This window comes from Candidatus Methylacidiphilales bacterium (genome assembly GCA_028713655.1).
Lineage (GTDB): Bacteria > Verrucomicrobiota > Verrucomicrobiia > Methylacidiphilales > JAAUTS01 > JAQTNW01.
The window spans coordinates 12,339-31,366 of record JAQTNW010000025.1 but is presented as its reverse complement, the minus strand read 5'-3'; the positions used below and the strand labels follow the sequence as shown (position 1 = coordinate 31,366).

Annotated in this window: 19 protein-coding genes and 1 tRNA gene; 6 read left to right on the top strand and 14 right to left on the bottom strand. The window is 54.7% G+C overall.

Annotation, left to right across the window (positions count from 1 at the left end; translation table 11 throughout):
• The first annotated feature begins 143 nt into the window (after positions 1 to 143).
• A complete protein-coding gene (locus PHD76_09440; protein ID MDD5262056.1) occupies positions 144 to 1,190 on the top strand; it encodes a glycoside hydrolase family 130 protein in 1,047 nt (348 codons plus the stop codon).
• A 31-nt stretch (positions 1,191 to 1,221) separates the two neighbouring features.
• Here PHD76_09440 and PHD76_09435 read toward each other — a convergent pair.
• From PHD76_09435 to PHD76_09400, 8 genes are all read right to left on the bottom strand, one after another.
• Positions 1,222 to 1,294: transfer RNA gene (locus PHD76_09435), tRNA-Ala, on the bottom strand.
• Positions 1,295 to 1,398: 104 nt separating this feature from the next.
• Entirely contained in the window at positions 1,399 to 2,727 is a 1,329-nt protein-coding gene (locus tag PHD76_09430; GenBank protein ID MDD5262055.1) for a type II toxin-antitoxin system HipA family toxin, read from the bottom strand.
• A complete protein-coding gene (locus tag PHD76_09425) occupies positions 2,724 to 2,978 on the bottom strand; it encodes a helix-turn-helix domain-containing protein (protein MDD5262054.1) in 255 nt (84 codons plus the stop codon). The genes PHD76_09430 and PHD76_09425 overlap by 4 nt, the downstream gene beginning before the upstream one ends.
• 94 nt (positions 2,979 to 3,072) lie before the next feature.
• On the bottom strand, positions 3,073 to 5,040 hold the full coding sequence (locus tag PHD76_09420) for a CPBP family glutamic-type intramembrane protease (GenBank protein ID MDD5262053.1): 1,968 nt from the start codon (positions 5,038 to 5,040) through the stop codon (positions 3,073 to 3,075).
• A gap of 201 nt (positions 5,041 to 5,241) precedes the next feature.
• Entirely contained in the window at positions 5,242 to 5,580 is a 339-nt protein-coding gene (locus PHD76_09415) for a hypothetical protein (GenBank protein MDD5262052.1), read from the bottom strand.
• 171 nt (positions 5,581 to 5,751) lie between these two features.
• On the bottom strand, positions 5,752 to 7,233 hold the full coding sequence (locus PHD76_09410) for a DUF4070 domain-containing protein (protein MDD5262051.1): 1,482 nt from the start codon (positions 7,231 to 7,233) through the stop codon (positions 5,752 to 5,754).
• Between the two features lie 229 nt (positions 7,234 to 7,462).
• Positions 7,463 to 8,152 (bottom strand): adenylate kinase, encoded by a 690-nt coding sequence (locus PHD76_09405; GenBank protein MDD5262050.1) that lies wholly within the window; start codon positions 8,150 to 8,152, stop codon positions 7,463 to 7,465.
• Positions 8,152 to 9,018 (bottom strand): transglutaminase family protein, encoded by an 867-nt coding sequence (locus PHD76_09400; protein MDD5262049.1) that lies wholly within the window; start codon positions 9,016 to 9,018, stop codon positions 8,152 to 8,154. Before PHD76_09400 ends, PHD76_09405 begins: the two co-directional genes overlap by 1 nt.
• 113 nt (positions 9,019 to 9,131) lie before the next feature.
• On the opposite strand from PHD76_09400, the gene PHD76_09395 reads away from it, so the two are divergent.
• Positions 9,132 to 10,271 carry a DNA recombination protein RmuC gene (locus tag PHD76_09395; protein ID MDD5262048.1) on the top strand — a complete coding sequence of 380 codons (1,140 nt, stop codon included), beginning with the start codon at positions 9,132 to 9,134 and terminating at the stop codon, positions 10,269 to 10,271.
• 71 nt (positions 10,272 to 10,342) lie between these two features.
• On the opposite strand, the gene PHD76_09390 is transcribed toward PHD76_09395, so the two are convergent.
• A complete protein-coding gene (locus tag PHD76_09390; protein MDD5262047.1) occupies positions 10,343 to 10,540 on the bottom strand; it encodes a DUF2283 domain-containing protein in 198 nt (65 codons plus the stop codon).
• Complete coding sequence (locus PHD76_09385) at positions 10,537 to 10,797, bottom strand: DUF4258 domain-containing protein (GenBank protein ID MDD5262046.1); 261 nt, start codon at positions 10,795 to 10,797, stop codon at positions 10,537 to 10,539. Before PHD76_09385 ends, PHD76_09390 begins: the two co-directional genes overlap by 4 nt.
• 371 nt (positions 10,798 to 11,168) lie before the next feature.
• Between PHD76_09385 and purM the strand changes: the two genes are divergently transcribed.
• The 3 genes from purM to PHD76_09370 all read left to right on the top strand — a co-directional run bounded on the left by purM (position 11,169) and on the right by PHD76_09370 (position 14,647).
• A complete protein-coding gene (purM, locus tag PHD76_09380; GenBank protein ID MDD5262045.1) occupies positions 11,169 to 12,200 on the top strand; it encodes a phosphoribosylformylglycinamidine cyclo-ligase in 1,032 nt (343 codons plus the stop codon).
• A 77-nt stretch (positions 12,201 to 12,277) separates the two neighbouring features.
• Positions 12,278 to 13,810, top strand: coding sequence for a bifunctional phosphoribosylaminoimidazolecarboxamide formyltransferase/IMP cyclohydrolase (gene purH / locus PHD76_09375; GenBank protein MDD5262044.1), 1,533 nt, complete (start codon positions 12,278 to 12,280; stop codon positions 13,808 to 13,810).
• A gap of 45 nt (positions 13,811 to 13,855) precedes the next feature.
• Entirely contained in the window at positions 13,856 to 14,647 is a 792-nt protein-coding gene (locus tag PHD76_09370; protein ID MDD5262043.1) for a DUF4190 domain-containing protein, read from the top strand.
• Positions 14,648 to 14,682: 35 nt separating this feature from the next.
• On the opposite strand, the gene PHD76_09365 is transcribed toward PHD76_09370, so the two are convergent.
• Genes PHD76_09365 through PHD76_09355 form a run of 3 tightly spaced genes read right to left on the bottom strand, consistent with a single transcriptional unit; the run spans position 14,683 to position 16,604 of the window.
• Entirely contained in the window at positions 14,683 to 15,402 is a 720-nt protein-coding gene (locus PHD76_09365; GenBank protein MDD5262042.1) for an SDR family oxidoreductase, read from the bottom strand.
• A complete protein-coding gene (locus PHD76_09360) occupies positions 15,399 to 16,286 on the bottom strand; it encodes a dihydropteroate synthase (protein MDD5262041.1) in 888 nt (295 codons plus the stop codon). Before PHD76_09360 ends, PHD76_09365 begins: the two co-directional genes overlap by 4 nt.
• 6 nt (positions 16,287 to 16,292) lie before the next feature.
• Positions 16,293 to 16,604, bottom strand: a complete 312-nt coding sequence (locus PHD76_09355; GenBank protein MDD5262040.1) for a DUF971 domain-containing protein — start codon at positions 16,602 to 16,604, stop codon at positions 16,293 to 16,295.
• 140 nt (positions 16,605 to 16,744) lie between these two features.
• Between PHD76_09355 and icd the strand changes: the two genes are divergently transcribed.
• The gene (gene icd, locus PHD76_09350) at positions 16,745 to 17,983 is read left to right on the top strand and encodes an NADP-dependent isocitrate dehydrogenase (protein MDD5262039.1); all 1,239 of its coding nucleotides are present in this window, start codon (positions 16,745 to 16,747) and stop codon (positions 17,981 to 17,983) included.
• A 195-nt stretch (positions 17,984 to 18,178) separates the two neighbouring features.
• Here icd and PHD76_09345 read toward each other — a convergent pair whose 3' ends face one another.
• Entirely contained in the window at positions 18,179 to 18,562 is a 384-nt protein-coding gene (locus tag PHD76_09345; protein ID MDD5262038.1) for a PH domain-containing protein, read from the bottom strand.
• Positions 18,563 to 19,028 lie beyond the last annotated feature (466 nt).

Genomic DNA, 19,028 nt, shown 5'->3' with positions numbered 1-19,028 from the left:
AGCCTGGAATCAAGCCGGTGGGCATAGAATGAAGTTTTACGTTTTGACAGGATGAGAGGCGGATACCTTGGGTCTGTCGCCTTGACACGGCACTCGCCGCTTGCAAGGTTTTCTGAATCTACAAACACAACCGAATTCCTTCCATGAAAGAACTGGTCGAACGCTTTCCTGAAAACCCGATTCTCAGCCCGGTTGATGTGCGGCCCTCCCGCGAGGACATGGTCGTGGAATGTCTGCTGAATCCCGGCGCCTTCCGTTTCAAGGGCCGCACTGGTCTGCTGCTGCGTGTCGCCGAACGCCCGAAACAGGAGGAGGGTTGGGTGAGCACGCCGTTGCTGGATCCGGAAAGCGAGGGTGGCATCCGAATTTTACGGATTCGCAAGGACGATCCGGATTTCAAAGCCGCCGATCCGCGCGTGTTCGAATACAAGGACCGCAGTTATCTCACCACGCTCTCGCATCTGCGGCTGGCATGGAGTGACGACGGGGTACACTTTGCTGTCGATGAGCGGCCCACCTTGCCGGGCATGGGCAGCCATGAATCATTCGGTATTGAGGATTGCCGTGTGGAGTTTATCGAGGGGACGTACTGGCTCACCTACACGGCGGTATCGGAATTTGGCATCTGCGTTGGGATGAGTTCGACGAAGGATTGGCGGAACTTTACGAAGCATGGAGTGATCTTCCCGCCGAATAACAAGGATTGCGCGCTTTTCCCGGAGAAGATCAAGGGTTTCTACCATGCGCTGCATCGCCCGAGCGGAGGCGGTCCCGGCGGGAACTTCATCTGGGTCAGCCGCTCGCCTGACATGCTGCATTGGGGCGACCACCGCTGTATTGCCATGACGCGCCCCGGCGAATGGGACAGCGCGCGCATCGGCGCGGGCGCCGCGCCAATCAAGACGCCGAAAGGCTGGCTTGAAATTTATCACGGCGCGACTGCCGTCCATCGCTACTGTCTTGCGGCGCTGCTCCTGGATTTGGACGATCCGTCGCGGGTGCTTGCGCGCAGCCGAGAGCCGTTCATGCAACCCGTCGCGGAATATGAGCAGAAGGGCTTTGTCGGCAATGTTGTTTTCACGAACGGCCATCTTGTCGATGGGGATCAAATCACGATTTACTACGGCGCGTCGGACACGGTTATCTGCGGAGCGCGCGCCTCGGTGACGGCGATTTTGGACAGTTTGTGATTTAAAAAAGGCCCGGGATTTTCAGGATTCATGGAGGTAAGGGGATTCGAACCCCTGACCTTCTCATTGCGAACGAGACGCTCTACCAACTGAGCTATACCCCCAAAATCACTTTAAATAATCAGGAGTGTATTACACCGTACTTAAAAAGGATGGCAAGACTAAGTGGCGCAACCTTGAAAGCAGTGATAAATCCACAGTCCAGGGCTTACCGCTGTCCCAAACCTTCCGAACGACCGATAACCTTTTTTGGATTTTTTAGCTTGGGTGGGTCGGAAATTCCTTTGAGCGGTTCTGTTGATTTCCATGCTCCCAGGGAATAAAGGCGCTTGTCCCGCAGGCCTGTAACACCCTCTTCCCAAGCCAGCAGCATGTGTTTGCCGAGGTTTCGGAATTCAGGGTGCTTCTCGATGGCTTGACGAACCAGTGGAACCGTGTCGGAAACCGCGTCGCTCACCGCCTCCACCATTTGATTTTGCTCACGCAGGGGAACGCCAAACTGCGCGGTGATAAAGTTTTTTAAATTCCTGCCCGGCTTCCAGGTCTTCTTCCCCAAGAAAGAAATGCCGGGAGGGGAATCCTGATGGCCGGGATAAACAACTGTGGTGAGCATGTCATAAACCGGGGACATCCGGACATCGGCCCGGGTGGTGTATAGCAACGCGATATTCTTGGCGTGGCAGTCTGCATTGCGTAACGCATACGTCAAAAACAAGGTCAACGCGAGATATCGAAAGGCGTCGATCCGGCCGACGCCCGGAACGTGGTCGCGTATGGCCTTCGCAATCCTTTCCCATGCGGTGCCGTATTTGGCCGATGAAGGCAGACCGAGTAGAACACAAAAATCCTCCATGCCATACTTCGGATGACCCAGGTCATCGATATCGAACCGATGTACCACCAATGCTTTCCCGTCTTCGGAGATTTGTGTTTTCGTTGCAGGCAAAATCTTCGCCGCGACTTGCATGCAGAGGTGTTCGTTCAGAGCTGCAAAAGGCAGATTCCGGGAGGAGCCCTTAATAATATACCGGCCCGTAAAGAGCGTGGTCTTGTTAAAAGCATCAATCCCGAAAGGTTCATCCTGGCCTTCGAGGAATTTTGGAATCACTCCGGATACACCGCTTGTGGCATGTTGTCGGACCAACTCCGCGAAAGCTCGCTCCGAATTGTCGCCCTGCAGCAAGTCGGCCACTTCCAACGCTTGTGGAGGTTCATCCAGTTTGGCTCCCGGCGCAGCCACCTGCAATCGCCCTATCATATGGCGTCCAATCACCGAAAGAAGCGCCGTGGGATCCGCGCCAATCTGGGGACCAAACTTTTCCTGCAGGACTTGCAGCAGATAACCTTCCGGCAGGTTCATCTGAAAGATTGGATGCAGAGGCGCATCCCAACGATACGACTCCGTCCGCACGGGCATGGTCAGCGAGAGGAAGTCATCGGGATTGGCATTGGCGTGATAGGTAAAAACACTCTTGAAACGGCCAACCGGTTCCAAAATGCCAACTTCCCGCCCCAGAACATGGACCGCAAGTTTCATATTCCGCCATGCTCCTTGCGCAGCTCGTCCAGATTGCCTGCCGTTCCACTTTCAGTTGCCTGGAGTTCCAGGCCTAACACAGCAAGAAGAGCCATCAACTTGCGGACGCCAAACTCAGGCAGATGACCGCGCTCCAAACGGGAGAGCAGACCGGGAGTCAGTCCGGCTCGATTCGCAACGTCCTTTTGCTTTAATTTGAGCTCGTGCCGTCGGCGGGCCACTAAATCCCCAAGCTCCTGGGTGGTTTGCATAATTGCTTTATACAGCAATATTTATCATAATCAAGGCTATTATTGCACTATACTACAAGAATGTAGAGACACCGCAAACAATCAAGAGGCGTGCTCAACCGGCGAATGCCAGAACAAGCGCGTTGTTGATTGCGTGTAGAAATACTGGAAGGCGCAGGGAGTTTGTTTTCAGTTTTACCCAACCCAGTACCAAGCCGAATCCGAACAGGGGCACGAAATAGAGCCATTGAAAATGCACCAAGGAAAAAGCGAGTGCGGTGATAAGCACAACGATGTTCCCCGAGAAATGTTTTCTCAAGACATCGAAGAGATAGCCGCGGAAGATAACCTCTTCGGCAACGGGTAGGGCCAATGCGATACTGGCATAGGTCAGCCAGGCGGATACCTGTTTCGCCTTGAGGAAAAGGGCTAGTGTGGCCTGGGATGGTAGTGACGAATGAGTGATCAAAGTATAGATTTTGTCATATCCAAGAGCAATGATAAGGGCTGCTAAACATGAACCTGTGCCATAAAGCAGAAGAGTTTTCCAAGGAGTCTGTGATGCCTTCCAAATGTGGCGTCGATTGAGTACGCAAGAAGAGGCAATTACAGGCAAAGCGCTGAAAATAGCCATCGCGGCAATCAGGGTGTCGGCAGTGAGCAATTTCCCATGAATAAAGACGGCAAATAAAGCGACCCCTTGGCTTTCCAGATAAAACACAACCCACCCAATTGCCAGAGGGAGCTTCAGTTCGGCGTCAGACACCCTGAGACTGAAATAGAATAGGACGATGCCGCCAACGATGTAAACTGCCACCAATAAAAATAAGGCACACAAGATCTCTCGCTGGAAAACCGACATGATGAGCGAAAGATCCAGAGTGGTGAAATCGCGTGTTCCTAAAAAGGCTTTCAAGCTTATACGGATTACATCCTTCTTGAGCTGTTTATCTTGAGGAAAGCCGATCTGTGCCTTATGATACCATTTTAGCGCTTCCTCAATATTTCGCGTCACGCCCCGCCCCTTTTCATACATATAAGCCAGGCACCATTCTGCGCTGAAATTATCCTGCTGCGCAGATCGGTAGTACCAAATGAAAGCTTCCCGATCATTTTTAGCCACGCTACGACCATCCCGGTAAAGAAGGCCCAGATAGTACTCAGCCGTTGAGTCCCCCTGTAGGGCGGCGCTATAAAACCAGTCGAATGCATCCTTATCACTCTGGTGGACGCCTTCGCCGCGGTAGTAGAGCAAGGCCAGATTTGTTTCAGCCACGGCATCTTCCTGCTTTGCGGCCTTGAGATACCAGGCTGCTGAGGCTTCGAGGTCTTTCGGGGCACCCAAACCATGCTTGTACATGTATGCAAGGTTGGTCTGAGCCCAGTCGTAGCCTTGATCTGCCGCTTTACGATACCATTCCACTGCCTTGGGAAGGTCGCGTGTCGTAGTTGGACTGAATTGGTAGAAGAGCCCCAGACTGAATTCTGCTCTTGGATCGCCTTCCGTTGCTGCTTGCAAATAGGTATCGGGAAAGGATTGTCGTACAATGGGAACCTGTTCATCTCTCGATGCACCGTGGCGAACTGTCAACTTCACCATTCCGCCGATGTTCCCATCAATAGAATGTCTGGCCTCCTTGAGAGACATCCCTCGTGTCGAGATGTCGTTAATAGCCGTAACGCAATCACCTTTTTTGATTCCAGCTTTAGCCGTAGGGCTGTTAACTGCCACGTATTCGACTGTTAAAAAGTCCGAATCCTTGGCGTAGGCTAATGCGCTTCCAATATCTCCTGCGTCGGGTTCCTTTACATTGGCATGGGCGGAAAATATGGCAGTCCAAAACCACAGACTGAGAAGCAGTAAGCTAAACTTGCGTTCCTGCTTGGCGGCAACCGTCAGATTTTTGGAGCACAACGCTTCCCCCTTTGTCGTAAGGCCCGCCGTATCGCTTTGAGGGTTCGGGCCTGCTGCTGCCCTGCCTCTCTCACAAATTGCCCGGTTGACGTTGGTGACAGACTCCCAACTACGGTCTTTGAGAAAGTGGGCTCGGGCTTGTATTTGTGCATCTGCTCCAAGGCGCATTCCAGTATATCCCCATCGGTTACGGCCCGGGTAGCAGCCTCATTAATAAACCCTTTCATGATTTTAACCTGCCATAACCCGGCTTCGCTTACAATAAAAAGGCCAGCCTTGCGGGCTGTCAAACCGAATGGAGCGGTCCTTTTGGGATATCACTTAACGGATCAAGCATGATATTGCGCGACTACAAAGCCCTGGTTGCTCTCAGCGATCTCTCCAGTGTCCCTCAACCCAAAAGTGGGAATGGTGGTAATACTCATAATGCGCGGGAACCCATTCGCAATCACGCCGGGGTGGGTACATGTAATAGCCGCGAAACCAGACCCATCTGCCATTGAGCCATTCGTAGTGGGGTTCCACCCAAACGGCATCGGGCGAAGGGCCTTCCCACCGCCGTTCGACAATGACGGGACAGGGCGGCGGTGGGCCGCCGATTTGGATGCTGAATCCGATATGATCGTGCGCCTGGGCGGGTTGCAGGACAAAAAGCCCGAGCAAACACGCGGACGCGGTGACAAGAGGTTTAAGGGATTTGATTTTCATAGTTTCATGGTATTTAACGCCCGAAGTTGGAATTTGATTCGGTCTATCTAATGAGGAATCGTTAAGTCGTTCAGGATGAGTAGAATACAAATTCAAAAAGAGGCTTAAAACTTAAGACTTAAAAATCTGCCACCGGACGGATTCGCCGGGTGCGAGCTTAAAACACAACGATTACACGCCGATGGCGGCGCAGCATTTCCGGAAATGGTGTCCATAAATGGCGAGCGTCACGGCCAATTGCATTTGCGCGGGCCGGTGAAACAGGGTCCAGGTGAGAAGGCGCCAGTATTGGAACCGTTCGCGGCCAATGACGCCCAACCTCAGGCTTGAGTAGGCGAGAGCAAGCAAATGCCGCCAACTAAACGAAACCGAAATCCTGGGTCGGCGGTACTCTTTCAGTAAGGTGCGGATGCGTTGATAGTAGGGGCGCGGGGCGTAGATGCCGCGCAGAATATTTTTATAGCCTTCCACCAACTGTTGCACCGGCATGCGTGAAATGAAGTTGAGCGTGCCGTCCGCGTTGTTGCCGGTCGTTTTGGAGACCAGCCTGTCCTCCCGCTGCATGCGCGCGTACAACTTGGTGCCGGGCAGGGCGTTGAGGAGGCCGACCATTGCGGTTACAATGCCGCTTTGTTGAATGAACGCCACCTGGCGTTGGAAAATGCTCGGCAGATCGCTATCGAACCCCACGATGAATCCGCCCTGGACCTGCAAGCCCGCCCGCTGGATGCGTTTCACGCTCTCAACGAGATCGCGCCCCTGGTTCTGGCGCTTGTTGCATTCCTTCAAGCTGGCGGAGTCGGGTGTTTCGATGCCAACGAACACCGTGTCGAATCCGGCTTCCGCCATCAATCGCATCAATTCCTCGTCATCCGCAAGATTGATTGAGGCTTCGGTGTAGAAGGGAAGGCCGTGGCGCCGTTTGTGTTGCCAAGCAATCAGCGCGGGCAAAAGCTCGGCCTTCAATGCATGCTTGTTGCCGATCAAGTTGTCATCCACGAAAAACACGGACCCGCGCCAGCCCGCAGCGTAAAGGCTGTCGAGTTCCGCAAGGATTTGTGCAGGCGGCTTGGTGCGGGGCCGATGGCCGAACTTTGCCGTCACGTCGCAAAATTCGCAGTCGAACGGGCAGCCGCGCGAATACTGGATGTTCATTGAGCCATAACGGCGCATGTCCGCCAATTCCCAGAGTGGAACCGGGGTTTGGCGCATATCGGCAAATTTGTCGGTGGCATAGACTCGACGGGCGCAGCCTCGTTCGAAATTGCTTAAAAATTCCGGCAGGGTTTCCTCCGCTTCATTGAGGACGAAATGATCCACGCCGGAAAACGCCGCATGGTCACTGGTGAACAAGGGCCCGCCGGCGATGATTTTTTTACCTGCGGCGCGGCAGCGTGCGATGATCGCTTGGGCTGATTCCCGCTGTGCGATCATCGCACTGATACACACAAGATCGGCCCAAGCCAGGTCTCTGTCCCGGAGTCTCTGTACATTGGCATCCACCAGGCGTTTTTTCCAAGCCTGCGGCAGCATGGCCGCCAGGGTGAGCAATCCCAGCGGGGGGAGGGCGGCCCGTTTACCGATGAACTTCAGGGCATGTTTGAAACTCCAAAAGGTGTCGGGGAACTCCGGATAGACGAGAAGCGTGTTCACGGCATGTTCCATCTTATCATGGAAGCGGGCTTGCGGCAAGATGTAACGGATCGATTGAATTGCCACGCACCACCACGCACAGAGGCGCCGGAAACTCAGAGAATAAAAATGCAGAATTCAGAATATTTTGCGTTTTTCGCGGCGAAACCTATTCCGGTTTTAAATCTCTGGCTTTTCATCTGCGCCAATCTGAACGATCTGCGGATGGAAATGTGTTCTCTGACTCCTTTTATACCGGTTGGACTGGAACTGCCGATACAGGCTGCATCAAGCCCTGGACGCAGAATCGGATCTGTTCCGAGACCTTTTCCATGCCGGTGGTGGCATCCACTGAAATCAACAGCCCTTTTCCCCGGTAATAGTCCAGCATGGGACCCGTGATTCCATGAAAGATCCTAAGGCGGGCGCTGATTGAGGCGGGATTATCGTCATTACGTTGGTAGAGCTCCCCGCCGCAGGCGTCGCAAATTCCGGCCTGCCTGGGTGGATAAAAAAGGGCATGGCAGGTTTTCCCGCAGGAGCGGCAGGTCAGGCGGCCCGACAGGCGCGTCATGATGTCTTCATCCGGCACATCGAGATAAATCGCCGCGTCCAGCTTGTGGCCGCGTTGTTTCAGGGCGCGCGCCAGCTCCAGCGCCTGCGGCAGCGAGCGCGGATAGCCATCCAGGACATAACCGTCCTGCGCGTCGGGGAGCGCCAAACGTTCCTCGGCCACCAGATCCGCGAGGTTGTCAGGCACCAACCGCCCCCGGTCGATGTAGATGGCGGCCTCTTTTCCCAGCGCGGTGCCCAGGGCTATCTGCTGACGGAAGATTTCGCCCGTGGATAGATGCGGCACGCCCAGCCATTGGCTGAGCCGTTCCGATTGTGTTCCCTTGCCGGCGCCCGGGCCGCCGATCAACAACAAATTTGGTTTCATCAATTTTCTCCCAATCTCACCACATCAACTTTGACTGACATATTGGAGGCCACATTCTGCGGCCCCAAAAACGTTCCGGAAACAGGAGGAATGTCCTCCGGCCGGCGGCTGACAGCGGTGGCGATGTGGTCCTGCCCGACCACCTGGCCGCTGGTGGAATCAAACCCCTTCCAGCCCGCTCCCGGCAGATAGACCTCCGACCACGCATGCGTTGAGCCATAGCCAGGCACCTGTGCGGGACAGTGAAGATATCCGCTGACAAAACGCGCCGGCAGCCCGAGATAACGGCAGGCCTCGATGAAGAGCGTGGAAAAATCGCGGCAGGAACCCGACCGCTTTTGGATGGTTTCGGCCGGGCTTTGCACGCCCGGTTCCTCCCGCATTTGATAGCGAAAATCCGAAACGATCTTTTTGTTCATCCGGTCCAGCAATGCGTACGTTTCCTGAAAGGTGCCCTGCTTCCAAAACTGTTGCACCCATTCCTGCATTAATCTTGTGTCGCTTGGAAAACAGGGAATCTCATACGGGATCAAATCGATCCGTTCCGATGGATCAAAGGCAAACGGAAAAATCGCCGCCTCGTCCGCCACCCGGAAATCCAGCGGGGCAGTTTCATAATGTTCCACCACCGCTTCGCTGAGAATGGAAAGCCGGCTTGTCTTTTCCGGAAAATCCACCAGTGCCATGCTATTGCTGTAGATATCGCGCTGCCACCGGATCCGTCCGGCAGGGGCAATTTCCAACAGTGAGGATTGAATGCGGATATCGTGGCCGCCGCGAGGCCGGACATACAGCTTGTGGGTCAAAAGCTGGACCGGAGTGGAGTATTCGTAAACTGTGCAGTGGGAAATTTTCAGCAAATACATGGCGGGATTCCGTGAACCTGCAATTCTGGAGGCCGGATGGCTTCAGTACGAGCAAAAAATCAAAGGAGAGAATTCTCATGACGCGTGTGAGATAAGCAGGCTAGGATTGATGTATGGAATTCGCGGCGATTACTCTTCTCGTTTTGGTCCTGGCCGGGCTGATTGCCCTGTTGATCCTGCAGTTCCGACTCGGCCCCGGCCTGCGGGAAAACCAGGGCCGCCAGGTCTCGGAACTCCGCGAACTTCTCCAAAAAAGCCTGGGCGACCAAAAAACCGACTTCCGCGACTTCAACACCGCCAACGCCGAGCTGCTGCGCAAGAGCATTGGCGACTCCCTGACAAATCAGTCGATTCTAATGGAAAAGCGTTTTGAGTCGCTCCAGGTCCAGACCGGCGAGCGGTTGCAGGAAATCCGTGCGAACGTCGAACGCCGCCTGCAGGAAAACCTGGAGCAGAACTTTTCCGCGTTCAAGGATATGTCGAAAAGCCTGGGCGACATGAAATCGAGCGCCGACCAAATGCTCAGGGTCAGCCAGCAGGTCAGCGAACTGAACCACATCCTGGCCTCGCCCAAGTTGCAGGGGAACTTTGGAGAGACGGCGCTGGAAAAACTGCTCCAGGACATTCTGCCGCAGGGCTCCTACGAGTGGCAGCCGCGCATTGCCGAGGGACTGCAACCCGACGCTTCCATCCACATCAAGGACTTGCGGCTTTGCATCGACGCCAAGTTCCCAAAGGACCGCATTGCCGCGTTGCTCAACGATGCGCGCGACGAGGCCGCGCAGGAAATTGCGCGGAAGGAACTGGGCGCCGTGCTCAAGGCCATGGCCTCGGACATTTCAAAAAAATATGTGCGGCCGGATCTCGGCACTGCCGACCAGGCCTTCCTTTTTGTACCCAGCGAAAGCCTGTATTACGAAATTTTGAAGCAGCCCGAGTTGATCGAACATTGCCGGAAGGTGAAAATCAGCGTGGTTTCGCCCAACACCCTGGCCGCAACGTTGTATGCCGTGGCCCTGGCGTTCCGGGGCTATGAAATGCAGGAAAACGCCAAGGCCCTGATCAAAGGCATCCAGGACATGGACCGCCATTTCCAGAATTTTAGGGAGGATTTCGGCAAGATCGGCCAGCGCCTCCAGCAGGCCCAGGACGACTACACAAAGGCCGGCCGCGACCTGGACCGTTTTGACAAAACCATCCTCAAACTACGGGATGGAGAGTCGAAACTGCAGTTGGAATCGCCGGAGAGTTAAATGAAGATATCACAAGAACGGATTTCAAAAAATGAGCCCCTTACCAACAGCATTTTACTTGCGTGACGACGTTATGCCGTCACAGCGTAATCCACCTTGCGTGGATTTTCAATCCTCTGTGAAGCATTGAGGACTTCGATTCCGATAATGTTGCCTTCCTTATCATAGTCGAGGATCACACCTGGCTTGTCCTCGTTACTCTCTTCTATTGGCGCATCACGAAAAAGGATGCGCAAAACATCCACTTCAGGATCGTAGGTCACTTTCATATTGCTGTGTTCCAGTACTTGCCGATTTTGCTTGTTCGATAAACTGTCACTACTTTGGGCGGGGCCACGGTTTCATTCACCATCACCCGCAACAAATACGGCTTCTGGTTAATGTCCACTTTGGATTGATAGCACATTATGCTTCCGTATTCAGGTACTTTTTGATTGGGTGAGGCCAAAACGGATTGCAGGGTGGCCATTGGAATGCCACGGCGTTCCATTTCCTTTTGAACATGTTTTGAAAGTTCATAGTTCATGGCGGTGTGCCGTGTCCCATGGTTTGGGACTCGTTGGACATGCGTGAGTCAGGTCGATAATAAAGCGGAGGGAATGGATGATTGGCGGCAAAACTTGGCTTAAGCATGAAACCTCAGGTTTTTATTCATGAGAATTCAAGGCTGTGTATTTAACGCAGGAATGGCATTTTTATCACAATTCTGTAAAAAATAAGGGATCGGTTTGGTGACTTAAGCGTCGTTTCCCTTTTGCCCCCCCCCGCAAGGTGCCATGCAGCTATGCCTGTGGGATAAGATACACATTGTCCATTCCCGGCTATTCCTGTTTCTTGCCAGATTTCAACGATTTTCTTTGCCTCTCTTGTGCCCTTCGCTGTTAAATCGTTGCCTCCATGAGCCAAGCCAAATCCAAAAAAGCCTACGCCGCCGCGGGCGTGGACATCGACCTCGGGAACAAAGTCAAATCCGGCATCGGCGCCCGGATTGCCTCCACCCATCGACCCGAGGTGCTCAGCAAAATCGGCGGCTTCGGCGGCTTGTTCCGCGCCGGATTCAATGGCTTCAAAGACCCGGTGCTGGTCAGCAGCATTGATGGCGTCGGCACCAAACTGAAGGTGGCCGCCATGCTGGGCCGACATGACACAATCGGCATCGACTTGGTCAACCATTGCGTCAACGACATCGCGGTGGTGGGGGCCGAGCCGCTGTTTTTTCTCGATTACATCGGGACAGGAAAACTTGACCCCAAGGTTTTTAACGAAGTCCTCGCCGGCCTGGCCAAGGCGTGCAAGGAAGCCGGCTGCGCGCTGATCGGCGGCGAAACCGCGCAGATGCCCGGTGTGTATCATGGCGAAGACTACGATCTCGTCGGCACGATCGTGGGCGTGGTCGAACGCAAAAAAGCGATAGATGGTTCCACCATCAAGTCAGGCGATGTGCTCGTCGGTTTTCCTTCGTCGGGCCTGCACACCAACGGGTTTTCGCTGGCGCGCGAAATCTTGTTTGGGAAGCTGCAGTTGACGGTCGGGGATCTTGTTCCGGGAACCAAGCGCACGCTGGGCCAAACCCTGCTGGCGCCGCACGTCAATTACCAGCCCCTGTTGAAAAAACTGGAAAAATCGGTGACATTCAAAGGCCTGTCCCACATTACAGGCGGCGGCTTCATCGATAACATTCCCCGGATTTTGCCCAGGAATGTCGATGCGGCAATCCGGGTCGGTACCTGGCCGCAATCCCCGCTTTTCGGACTTTTACAGGAAAAGGGTGAAGTGGATCGCGAGGAGCTGTATCAGGTTTTCAACATGGGCATCGGCATGGTGGCCATTGTCTCAGCGAAGGACGCGTCCCAAATCACCAGCAAAGCCGAGGCCTACGTCATCGGCGAAATTGTGCCCGGCAAAGGCAAAGTCAGGTTGAAATTTTAACAAAGAAAAATTAAACAGGAAGACCGCGAAGAATCGCAACGAACCAACTTGGCGCCCTTCCTGTAAAAATTGATTTCATGAAAAACGCCCTCATCTCGGTCTCCGACAAAACCGGCTTGCTGGAATTTGCAAAATTCCTGGCCTCGAAAAACATCCAAATCCTCTCCACGGGCGGGACGGCAAAGCTGCTGCAGCAAAATGGCATTGCGGCCCGGGAAATATCCGATTTCACCGGGTTCCCGGAAATGATGGATGGCCGGGTCAAGACCCTGCATCCCAAGGTGCATGGCGGACTGTTGCACTTGCGCGACAATCCGGAGCATGTCAAACAGGCGCAGGCGCACGGCATCGAGCCTATCGATCTTGTCATCGTCAATCTGTACCCCTTCGAGCAAACCCTGGCCAAGAGCGGGGTGAAGCACGAGGAGTTGATTGAGAACATCGACATCGGCGGTCCGAGCATGCTGCGCAGCGCGTCGAAGAACTATCGCAGTGTGACGGTTGTCGTGGACCCGGCCGACTACGCCAGTGTGCAGGAAGAGATTGCAAAGAACGGCAATACATTGCCCGAGACGCGCGAAAAGCTGGCCGCCAAGGTGTTCCGGCATACCGCCTACTATGATCATCTGATCGCGACCTATCTGACCCGCAGGACCGAGCCGGAGCATTCGGGCTTGCTGGAAACCTCGGGGTTGCTCCGGCGACTGGGGCAGCCGTTGCGTTACGGCGAAAATCCCCATCAAAAGGCCGGACTTTACGGGCACTTCCACGATTTCTTCCGCCAACTCCACGGCAAGGAGCTTTCTTATAACAACATCATCGACATCTCGGCGGCGGCCGGCCTTATCAACGAATTTGACGATCTGACCCTGGCGATCCTCAAACACACCAATCCCTGCGGAGTCGGTACCGGGAAATCGTTGCGCGAAGCCTGGGATCACGCCTACGCGACGGACAAACAGGCGCCTTACGGCGGCATTATTGTCATGAATCGCACATTGGATATGGCCGTGGCGGAGGCGATCTCGGAAATTTTCAGCGAGGTCATCATTGCCCCCGACTTTGCGCCGGACGCGCGCGAGCTGTTGATGAAAAAGAAAAACCTGCGGCTTATGGAAAACAAACTGCCGCATGGCGCGGGGCACATTTACGACTACCGTTCCGTTCCCGGCGGGCTGCTGGTGCAGGACAGTGACACCTTGCCCGATGACGAATCAACATGGAAAGTGGCCACGAAGCGGCAACCTACAACGGAGGAAATGAAGGCGCTGCGTTTTGGCTGGAAGGTGGTGCGGCACGTCAAGTCCAATGCCATCGTCTATGCGGATTCCAGTAAAACGTTAGGCATCGGCGCGGGGCAGATGTCGCGCGTGGATTCCTCGAAGATCGCCGTCTGGAAGGCCGGAGAGGCGGGGCTTTCGCTCAAGGGCAGTGCCATTGCGTCGGACGCATTTTTCCCGTTTGCGGACGGGATTGTTGCCGCAGCGGGAGCGGGGGCGACCGCGGCCATCCAACCGGGCGGCAGCGTGCGGGATAAGGAAGTCATGGAAGCGGCGGACAAGGCCGGCATGGCGATGATCTTCACCGGCCGCCGGCATTTCAGGCATTGACATCTTCCCGCTTGTATAATTCCATTTAATTGTTAGTTAGGGTTTATGAACTCCTACTATTATCTGGATGCGCAACAGCAGGTGCAGGGACCTGTAAATCTGGAAGAACTCAAAAAATTGCATGCCAGCGGAATTTTGCAGAATGACTCCCTGGTTGCGCAAGCTGGATCTCAAGAGTGGAAACGATACGCGGACTTGTTCACGCCGCCCGTGCCGCCGCAACCGTCACAGATGCCGGCCTCCTCATCGCAGCGGTCTCCTGAAACTTCCTCCGGGAAAACCAGCGGACTTGCCACCGCGTCGCTTATACTCGGATGCACCAGTTTTTGTCTCGGGCTTTTGTCAGGCATTCCTGCTGTCATTTTTGGAATTTTGGCCCTGAACAAAATAAATAAAAATCACGCATTGCAAGGCAAAGGCATGGCGATTGCAGGAATATGCCTCGGGGGTTGCTCCATGTTTATGACCGCTATCCTGGTGGGTTTGGCGATTCCCGCGGTCAATGGCGCCATGGAGAGCGCCAGGCAAGTGCGGGCCATGACGGAGATACGGCAAGTCGGAATTGTTTTGTCTTCTTATGCCAATGGTCATGGCGGTGTTTATCCGGACAATCTGGATATACTTCTAAGCTCCGGTGCGCTCACCAATTCCACGCTGCTCTACAAACCGGAGACGAAGGAGCCCAAGTGGATTCTGACCCCTGGCCTGACCACGCATTCCGCGCCTGAAACCATTCTCCTGCAATCCGTGGACGCCTATCGCAGGGGTGCTCGAATATCCAAGGTTGTTTACAGAGTGGATAACTCTGCCGCGATAGAGTACGAAAAATCTCCCTGAATCCGGGATTTAAGTGCGGGGATATGCGTTTGGAATCAGCGAAGGTTCCAGCCGCCGCTGAGGATGAGATTGCTGCCGGTCAGATAGCCGTTTTCGGATTTGAGGAGAAATTCCACCGCATTCCAGATGTCGTCAAAGGTGCCGGGGCGGCCTGCGGGTATGGTGGAAAGATTGGGCAACTTCTGGCTGTTTTCCAGGTAACCGGGTGAAACCATGTTCACGGTGACTTGATGCCGCGCTTCTTCCCGAGCGAAAGTGCGGGTCAGCATATAGACGCCGGTTTTGCCGATATGATAACCCATCGACAAATCCCGGGCTCCGGCCCTGTCGCAACTGGAATCGCCGATGTTAATGACCCGTCCGTTCCCGGACTTCCTCAGATAAGGCAACGCTGCGCGGGTCGTAAAAAAGGCCGCCGTGGCCGTGCTGTGTATGCCTTCGAACCATTCCTTTTCAGTCAGTTCCTGCAGGGACTTCGCATGATAGACCCCGGAGTTGTTGATAAGGACGTCGATCCGGCCAAAGCGCCCGGCGACTTCGTCTATCAGGCGGATGGCTTCGCTTTCCCGGGTGAGGTCGGCTTGAAATGTCGAGGTTTCGCTCCCGGCAGCACGGATTGCTTCAGCGAGCCTGATGGCTGTTTTTTCACTGCTGAAATAATGCAGGGCCACGGCAAATCCGCTTTGCGCCAGGCGTTTGGCCAGACCGCTTCCCAGGCCCCGTCCGGCCCCCGTAATAAGCGCCACCGGTTTCATAGGACATCCAGGGTGCGGACGACCCCGGCCACTTTGCCGATCTCATGCGTGCGCAGCAAATTGGTTTTGCCGAGCACAGCCAGGACGGCGAAGAACGCCTCGGCGCTGCGCACTTCGTCCTCAAAATATTCAAACGCATGCGGCAAGGCGTGGCAGGTGGGCCAGCCCAGCTTGCGCAGCCGGAACGTGTTGAGGAATGTTTGCATCTGGTAGCGCACCCGCGTGGCGCTGTCCTGCAGGTTTTTGTAATAGAACCCAAGGCCGGGATCGATCCAAATCCGTTTCACGCCCGATTTCACTGCCAGTTCAATCTGTCTGGAAAAATAGTCCAGCAGGGCTCGGGTATGATCCTCTGCCAGTTGAAAATCACCCACGTTGCGGACATTCTTTCCCTGCATATAACAAATAATGACTCCGGCATCGTAATCCGCAACCTGCCGATAGATGTCTTTGGAAGCTTCAATACCAGTCAGATTCAATACGGCCGCGCCCGCCTTCAGGCAGGCCTCCGCCACGGCCGGGTGATAGGTTTCCGCCGACACAAGAATGCCGGCCTCGCTGAGCTCTTGAATGACGGGCAGCAGGGCGTTTGTTTGCGCGGATTCATCGACGGTCTTTGCATTCAGAATCGTGGACTCGGCGCCGATGTCAATGATGTCGGCTCCTTCGGCGGCCAGGCGTTGTCCGCGGCGGATGGCCTGTGCGGTGGAAAGGCAAACGCTTTCCCGATACCAGGAATCGGGGGAAAGATTGACAACGCCCATGAGGTTGGGGACGCCGGAGTTGGGAAAGGATTTGCCGCGCAGTTGGAACCCGGCCACCGGAGCGTGGAGGGCGTCGGCGTATTGTTCCCGGAGACGATGCAGATAATCCAAATCCAGCATGGCGGTTCAGGTTGCAAGCTGCTTTTCGAGGTTCAACAGGTAACTCCAGGAATAAAGGCCCGTGCTGTGGCCGTCGGCCCAACGGGGTTGGATGGCGTAGCCGCCCACAAAATCCAGGGCGGTGACATCAAAACTCTTTTCGTTGTATTGGACGGATGGTTTGAAAACCTTTCCGGTGACATCCGGCTCTCCGGAGCAGGCGGCACAGGGACAAGCGCGGCGGAGTTTATCCAGGGGGAAAAACGACTCGTGACCGTCCGACCAGCGAATGGCCAATTCGCAACCGATGATCTGAATGTCGCGCGGTTGGGCTGTCATCCCATGAGTTAACCCGAATGGCGGGGGACATGCAAGAGCCCCCATCCACAAGGTTGGGCAGCTTCACCCGGCGGGGGAATTGATCGATATCTTAAATTCAGCTTGATATCCGCAAGCTCCGGCCTCTACGTTCATTTATTATGTCTTCAAGCAAAACCCCGTCCGCAGCTAATGCCATCCAGATTCAGAACGGCAAACTGACCGTCCCGGATCACCCCGTCATTCCCTTCATTGAAGGCGATGGCACCGGTCCCGACATCTGGGCCGCTTCGGTCCGCGTCTTTGATGCGGCTGTCGAAAAAGCGTACGGCGGCAAACGCAAACTCGAATGGCTGGAAGTTTTGGCGGGTGAAAAAGCGTTTAAGAAAACCGGCAACTGGCTGCCTGCGGAGACGCTCGATGCCTTCCGCAAATATCTGGTCGGCATCAAAGGCCCGCTGACCACGCCGGTTGGCGGCGGCATCCGCTCCCTCAACGTCGCCCTGCGTCAGGAACTCGATCTCTACGTCTGTCTGCGCCCGGTCCGTTACTTCAACGGCATCGAAAGCCCGGTCAAGCACCCGGAACATGTCAACATGGTGATTTTCCGTGAAAACACCGAGGACATCTATGCCGGCATCGAATTCAAAGCCGGCACGGACGAAACCAAGGCGATTCTCGCTTTCATCAAGGAAAAATTTCCGGACCGTTATAAGAAAGTGCGTTTCCCGGAAAGTTCCGGCATCGGCATCAAACCGGTTTCGCAGGAAGGCACGGAGCGGCTGGTGCGTTCCGCCATTCAATATGCCATCGCCCATAAGCGCAAGAGTCTCACGCTGGTGCACAAGGGCAACATCATGAAGTTCACCGAGGGGGGCTTCCGCGACTGGGGCTATGAACTGGCCAAGAAGGAATTCGGCGGCGTGGAGATCGACGGCGGGCCGTGGTGCAAGCTGCCCAACGGCTTGATAGTGAAGGATGTGATCGCCGACGCGTTCCTCCAGCAAATTCTCACACGGCCCTCGGAATATGAAGTGATCGCCACCTTGAATCTGAACGGCGATTATATTTCTGATGCGCTGGCCGCGCAAGTCGGCGGCATCGGCATCGCTCCCGGCGGAAACATCAATTACATCACCGGCCACGCGGTTTTCGAAGCCACGCACGGCACCGCCCCCAAATATGCGGGCCTGGACAAGGTCAACCCGGGCTCGGTCATTCTTTCGGGTGAAATGATGCTGCGCTATCTGGGTTGGAACGAAGCCGCCGATCTGATCATCAAGGGACTTGAAAAATCCATCGATGACAAGGTGGTGACCTATGATCTCGCGCGGCTGATCCCCGGCTCAAGCGAAGTCAAGTGCTCCAAGTTCGGCGATACCATCATCCAGCGGATGTAAGTCAGCGAAGCAGGATTCACCGCAGAGTCGCAGAGAACGCAGAGGATGGATTCGTCCGTGTGCGAACAAAATACGCAAAAATTGAGCAGTAGGCGGATTTGTTTTGGTGTTGAACGGGAGCGCAGGCGTCCCGCCTGCTCCTTCCGGCATCCTGCCGGAAGGTTCTTCGATTCTGCATTTAGTCGCCGCCTCTAATCACGCGTCCTGATATTTTCTGACCAGATCCCGGACTTCCGTGGCCCCTGAAATCGATGCGAAGACGATTTCGGCCTTGTCGGTTGCGGCGGAGGAAAACTCAATATCGCCAACGCCCAACAATCCCAATAAACCGTGTTTTATGACGTTGATGCTTCTGATATCCGCAATACGCACTTCGTTTGAGCTCTTGGCAAACAAGCCCCACTCCAGAATCACCTTCCGGGTTGTTACGATGTAGGTGCGCCTGGATCTGTCCAGGTAGATCCAGGCGATAATGAAAAGGCCGACCAGTACAACGGCCAGGACGAGACCCCAGAACCATGCCCAAAAATAGTGCCAGTGTGATGGATGCCCGGACCAGACGGTTTCTTCAGCGTTCATATTTTCTGCCGGTCATGATGCCTGATTGAAGAAGATAGGACGAGTTAAAACTGCGGGAGGCGGCTTGATATCAGCCTAAACACGGAAGAAAATCTTACTCTTAATCCTTCTCTTACTCCATCTCAAACTCTTGAAAGTTGAACAAGTTCTCGCGGCAAGTCCTGTGACCGCGCTTCGCGGAACGTGACCACGCGGGACGCTACGGGTTGATAGTCAAAGACCCTGACCCCGGTCGCTGAAAACTATGGAGGTCAAAAGCACTGAAGGTGCGGATTTATACCAGCCTGGGGCATAGCCCCAGGTACATCAACGTACACCACGCCTCAAGCCCTGAAAGGGCGCACTAACGCAGGATCGTACGCGAATCCACGGCGTTAAAAGCCGACCACGAAATACGCAAAAAAAAGCTTTGAACTTTAAACATAAGACTTAAAACTCTTTTTAAGATACACAGGATTTGTTCGAT

Bases quoted from the DNA above. Each gene is read 5' to 3' on its own strand.
- PHD76_09405 (MDD5262050.1), bottom strand. From the start codon at position 8,152: ATGAAACCAAATTTGTTGTTGATCGGCGGCCCGGGCGCCGGCAAGGGA.
- purM (MDD5262045.1), top strand. From the start codon at position 11,169: ATGAGCCAAGCCAAATCCAAAAAAGCCTACGCCGCCGCGGGCGTGGAC.
- PHD76_09360 (MDD5262041.1), bottom strand. From the start codon at position 16,286: ATGCTGGATTTGGATTATCTGCATCGTCTCCGGGAACAATACGCCGAC.
- PHD76_09355 (MDD5262040.1), bottom strand. From the start codon at position 16,604: ATGACAGCCCAACCGCGCGACATTCAGATCATCGGTTGCGAATTGGCC.
- PHD76_09420 (MDD5262053.1), bottom strand. From the start codon at position 5,040: ATGCGCCTTGGAGCAGATGCACAAATACAAGCCCGAGCCCACTTTCTC.
- PHD76_09415 (MDD5262052.1), bottom strand. From the start codon at position 5,580: ATGAAAATCAAATCCCTTAAACCTCTTGTCACCGCGTCCGCGTGTTTG.
- PHD76_09400 (MDD5262049.1), bottom strand. From the start codon at position 9,018: ATGTATTTGCTGAAAATTTCCCACTGCACAGTTTACGAATACTCCACT.
- PHD76_09370 (MDD5262043.1), top strand. From the start codon at position 13,856: ATGAACTCCTACTATTATCTGGATGCGCAACAGCAGGTGCAGGGACCT.
- PHD76_09430 (MDD5262055.1), bottom strand. From the start codon at position 2,727: ATGAAACTTGCGGTCCATGTTCTGGGGCGGGAAGTTGGCATTTTGGAA.
- PHD76_09440 (MDD5262056.1), top strand. From the start codon at position 144: ATGAAAGAACTGGTCGAACGCTTTCCTGAAAACCCGATTCTCAGCCCG.
- icd (MDD5262039.1), top strand. From the start codon at position 16,745: ATGTCTTCAAGCAAAACCCCGTCCGCAGCTAATGCCATCCAGATTCAG.
- purH (MDD5262044.1), top strand. From the start codon at position 12,278: ATGAAAAACGCCCTCATCTCGGTCTCCGACAAAACCGGCTTGCTGGAA.
- PHD76_09365 (MDD5262042.1), bottom strand. From the start codon at position 15,402: ATGAAACCGGTGGCGCTTATTACGGGGGCCGGACGGGGCCTGGGAAGC.
- PHD76_09425 (MDD5262054.1), bottom strand. From the start codon at position 2,978: ATGCAAACCACCCAGGAGCTTGGGGATTTAGTGGCCCGCCGACGGCAC.
- PHD76_09395 (MDD5262048.1), top strand. From the start codon at position 9,132: ATGGAATTCGCGGCGATTACTCTTCTCGTTTTGGTCCTGGCCGGGCTG.
- PHD76_09345 (MDD5262038.1), bottom strand. From the start codon at position 18,562: ATGAACGCTGAAGAAACCGTCTGGTCCGGGCATCCATCACACTGGCAC.
- PHD76_09385 (MDD5262046.1), bottom strand. From the start codon at position 10,797: ATGAACTATGAACTTTCAAAACATGTTCAAAAGGAAATGGAACGCCGT.
- PHD76_09390 (MDD5262047.1), bottom strand. From the start codon at position 10,540: ATGAAAGTGACCTACGATCCTGAAGTGGATGTTTTGCGCATCCTTTTT.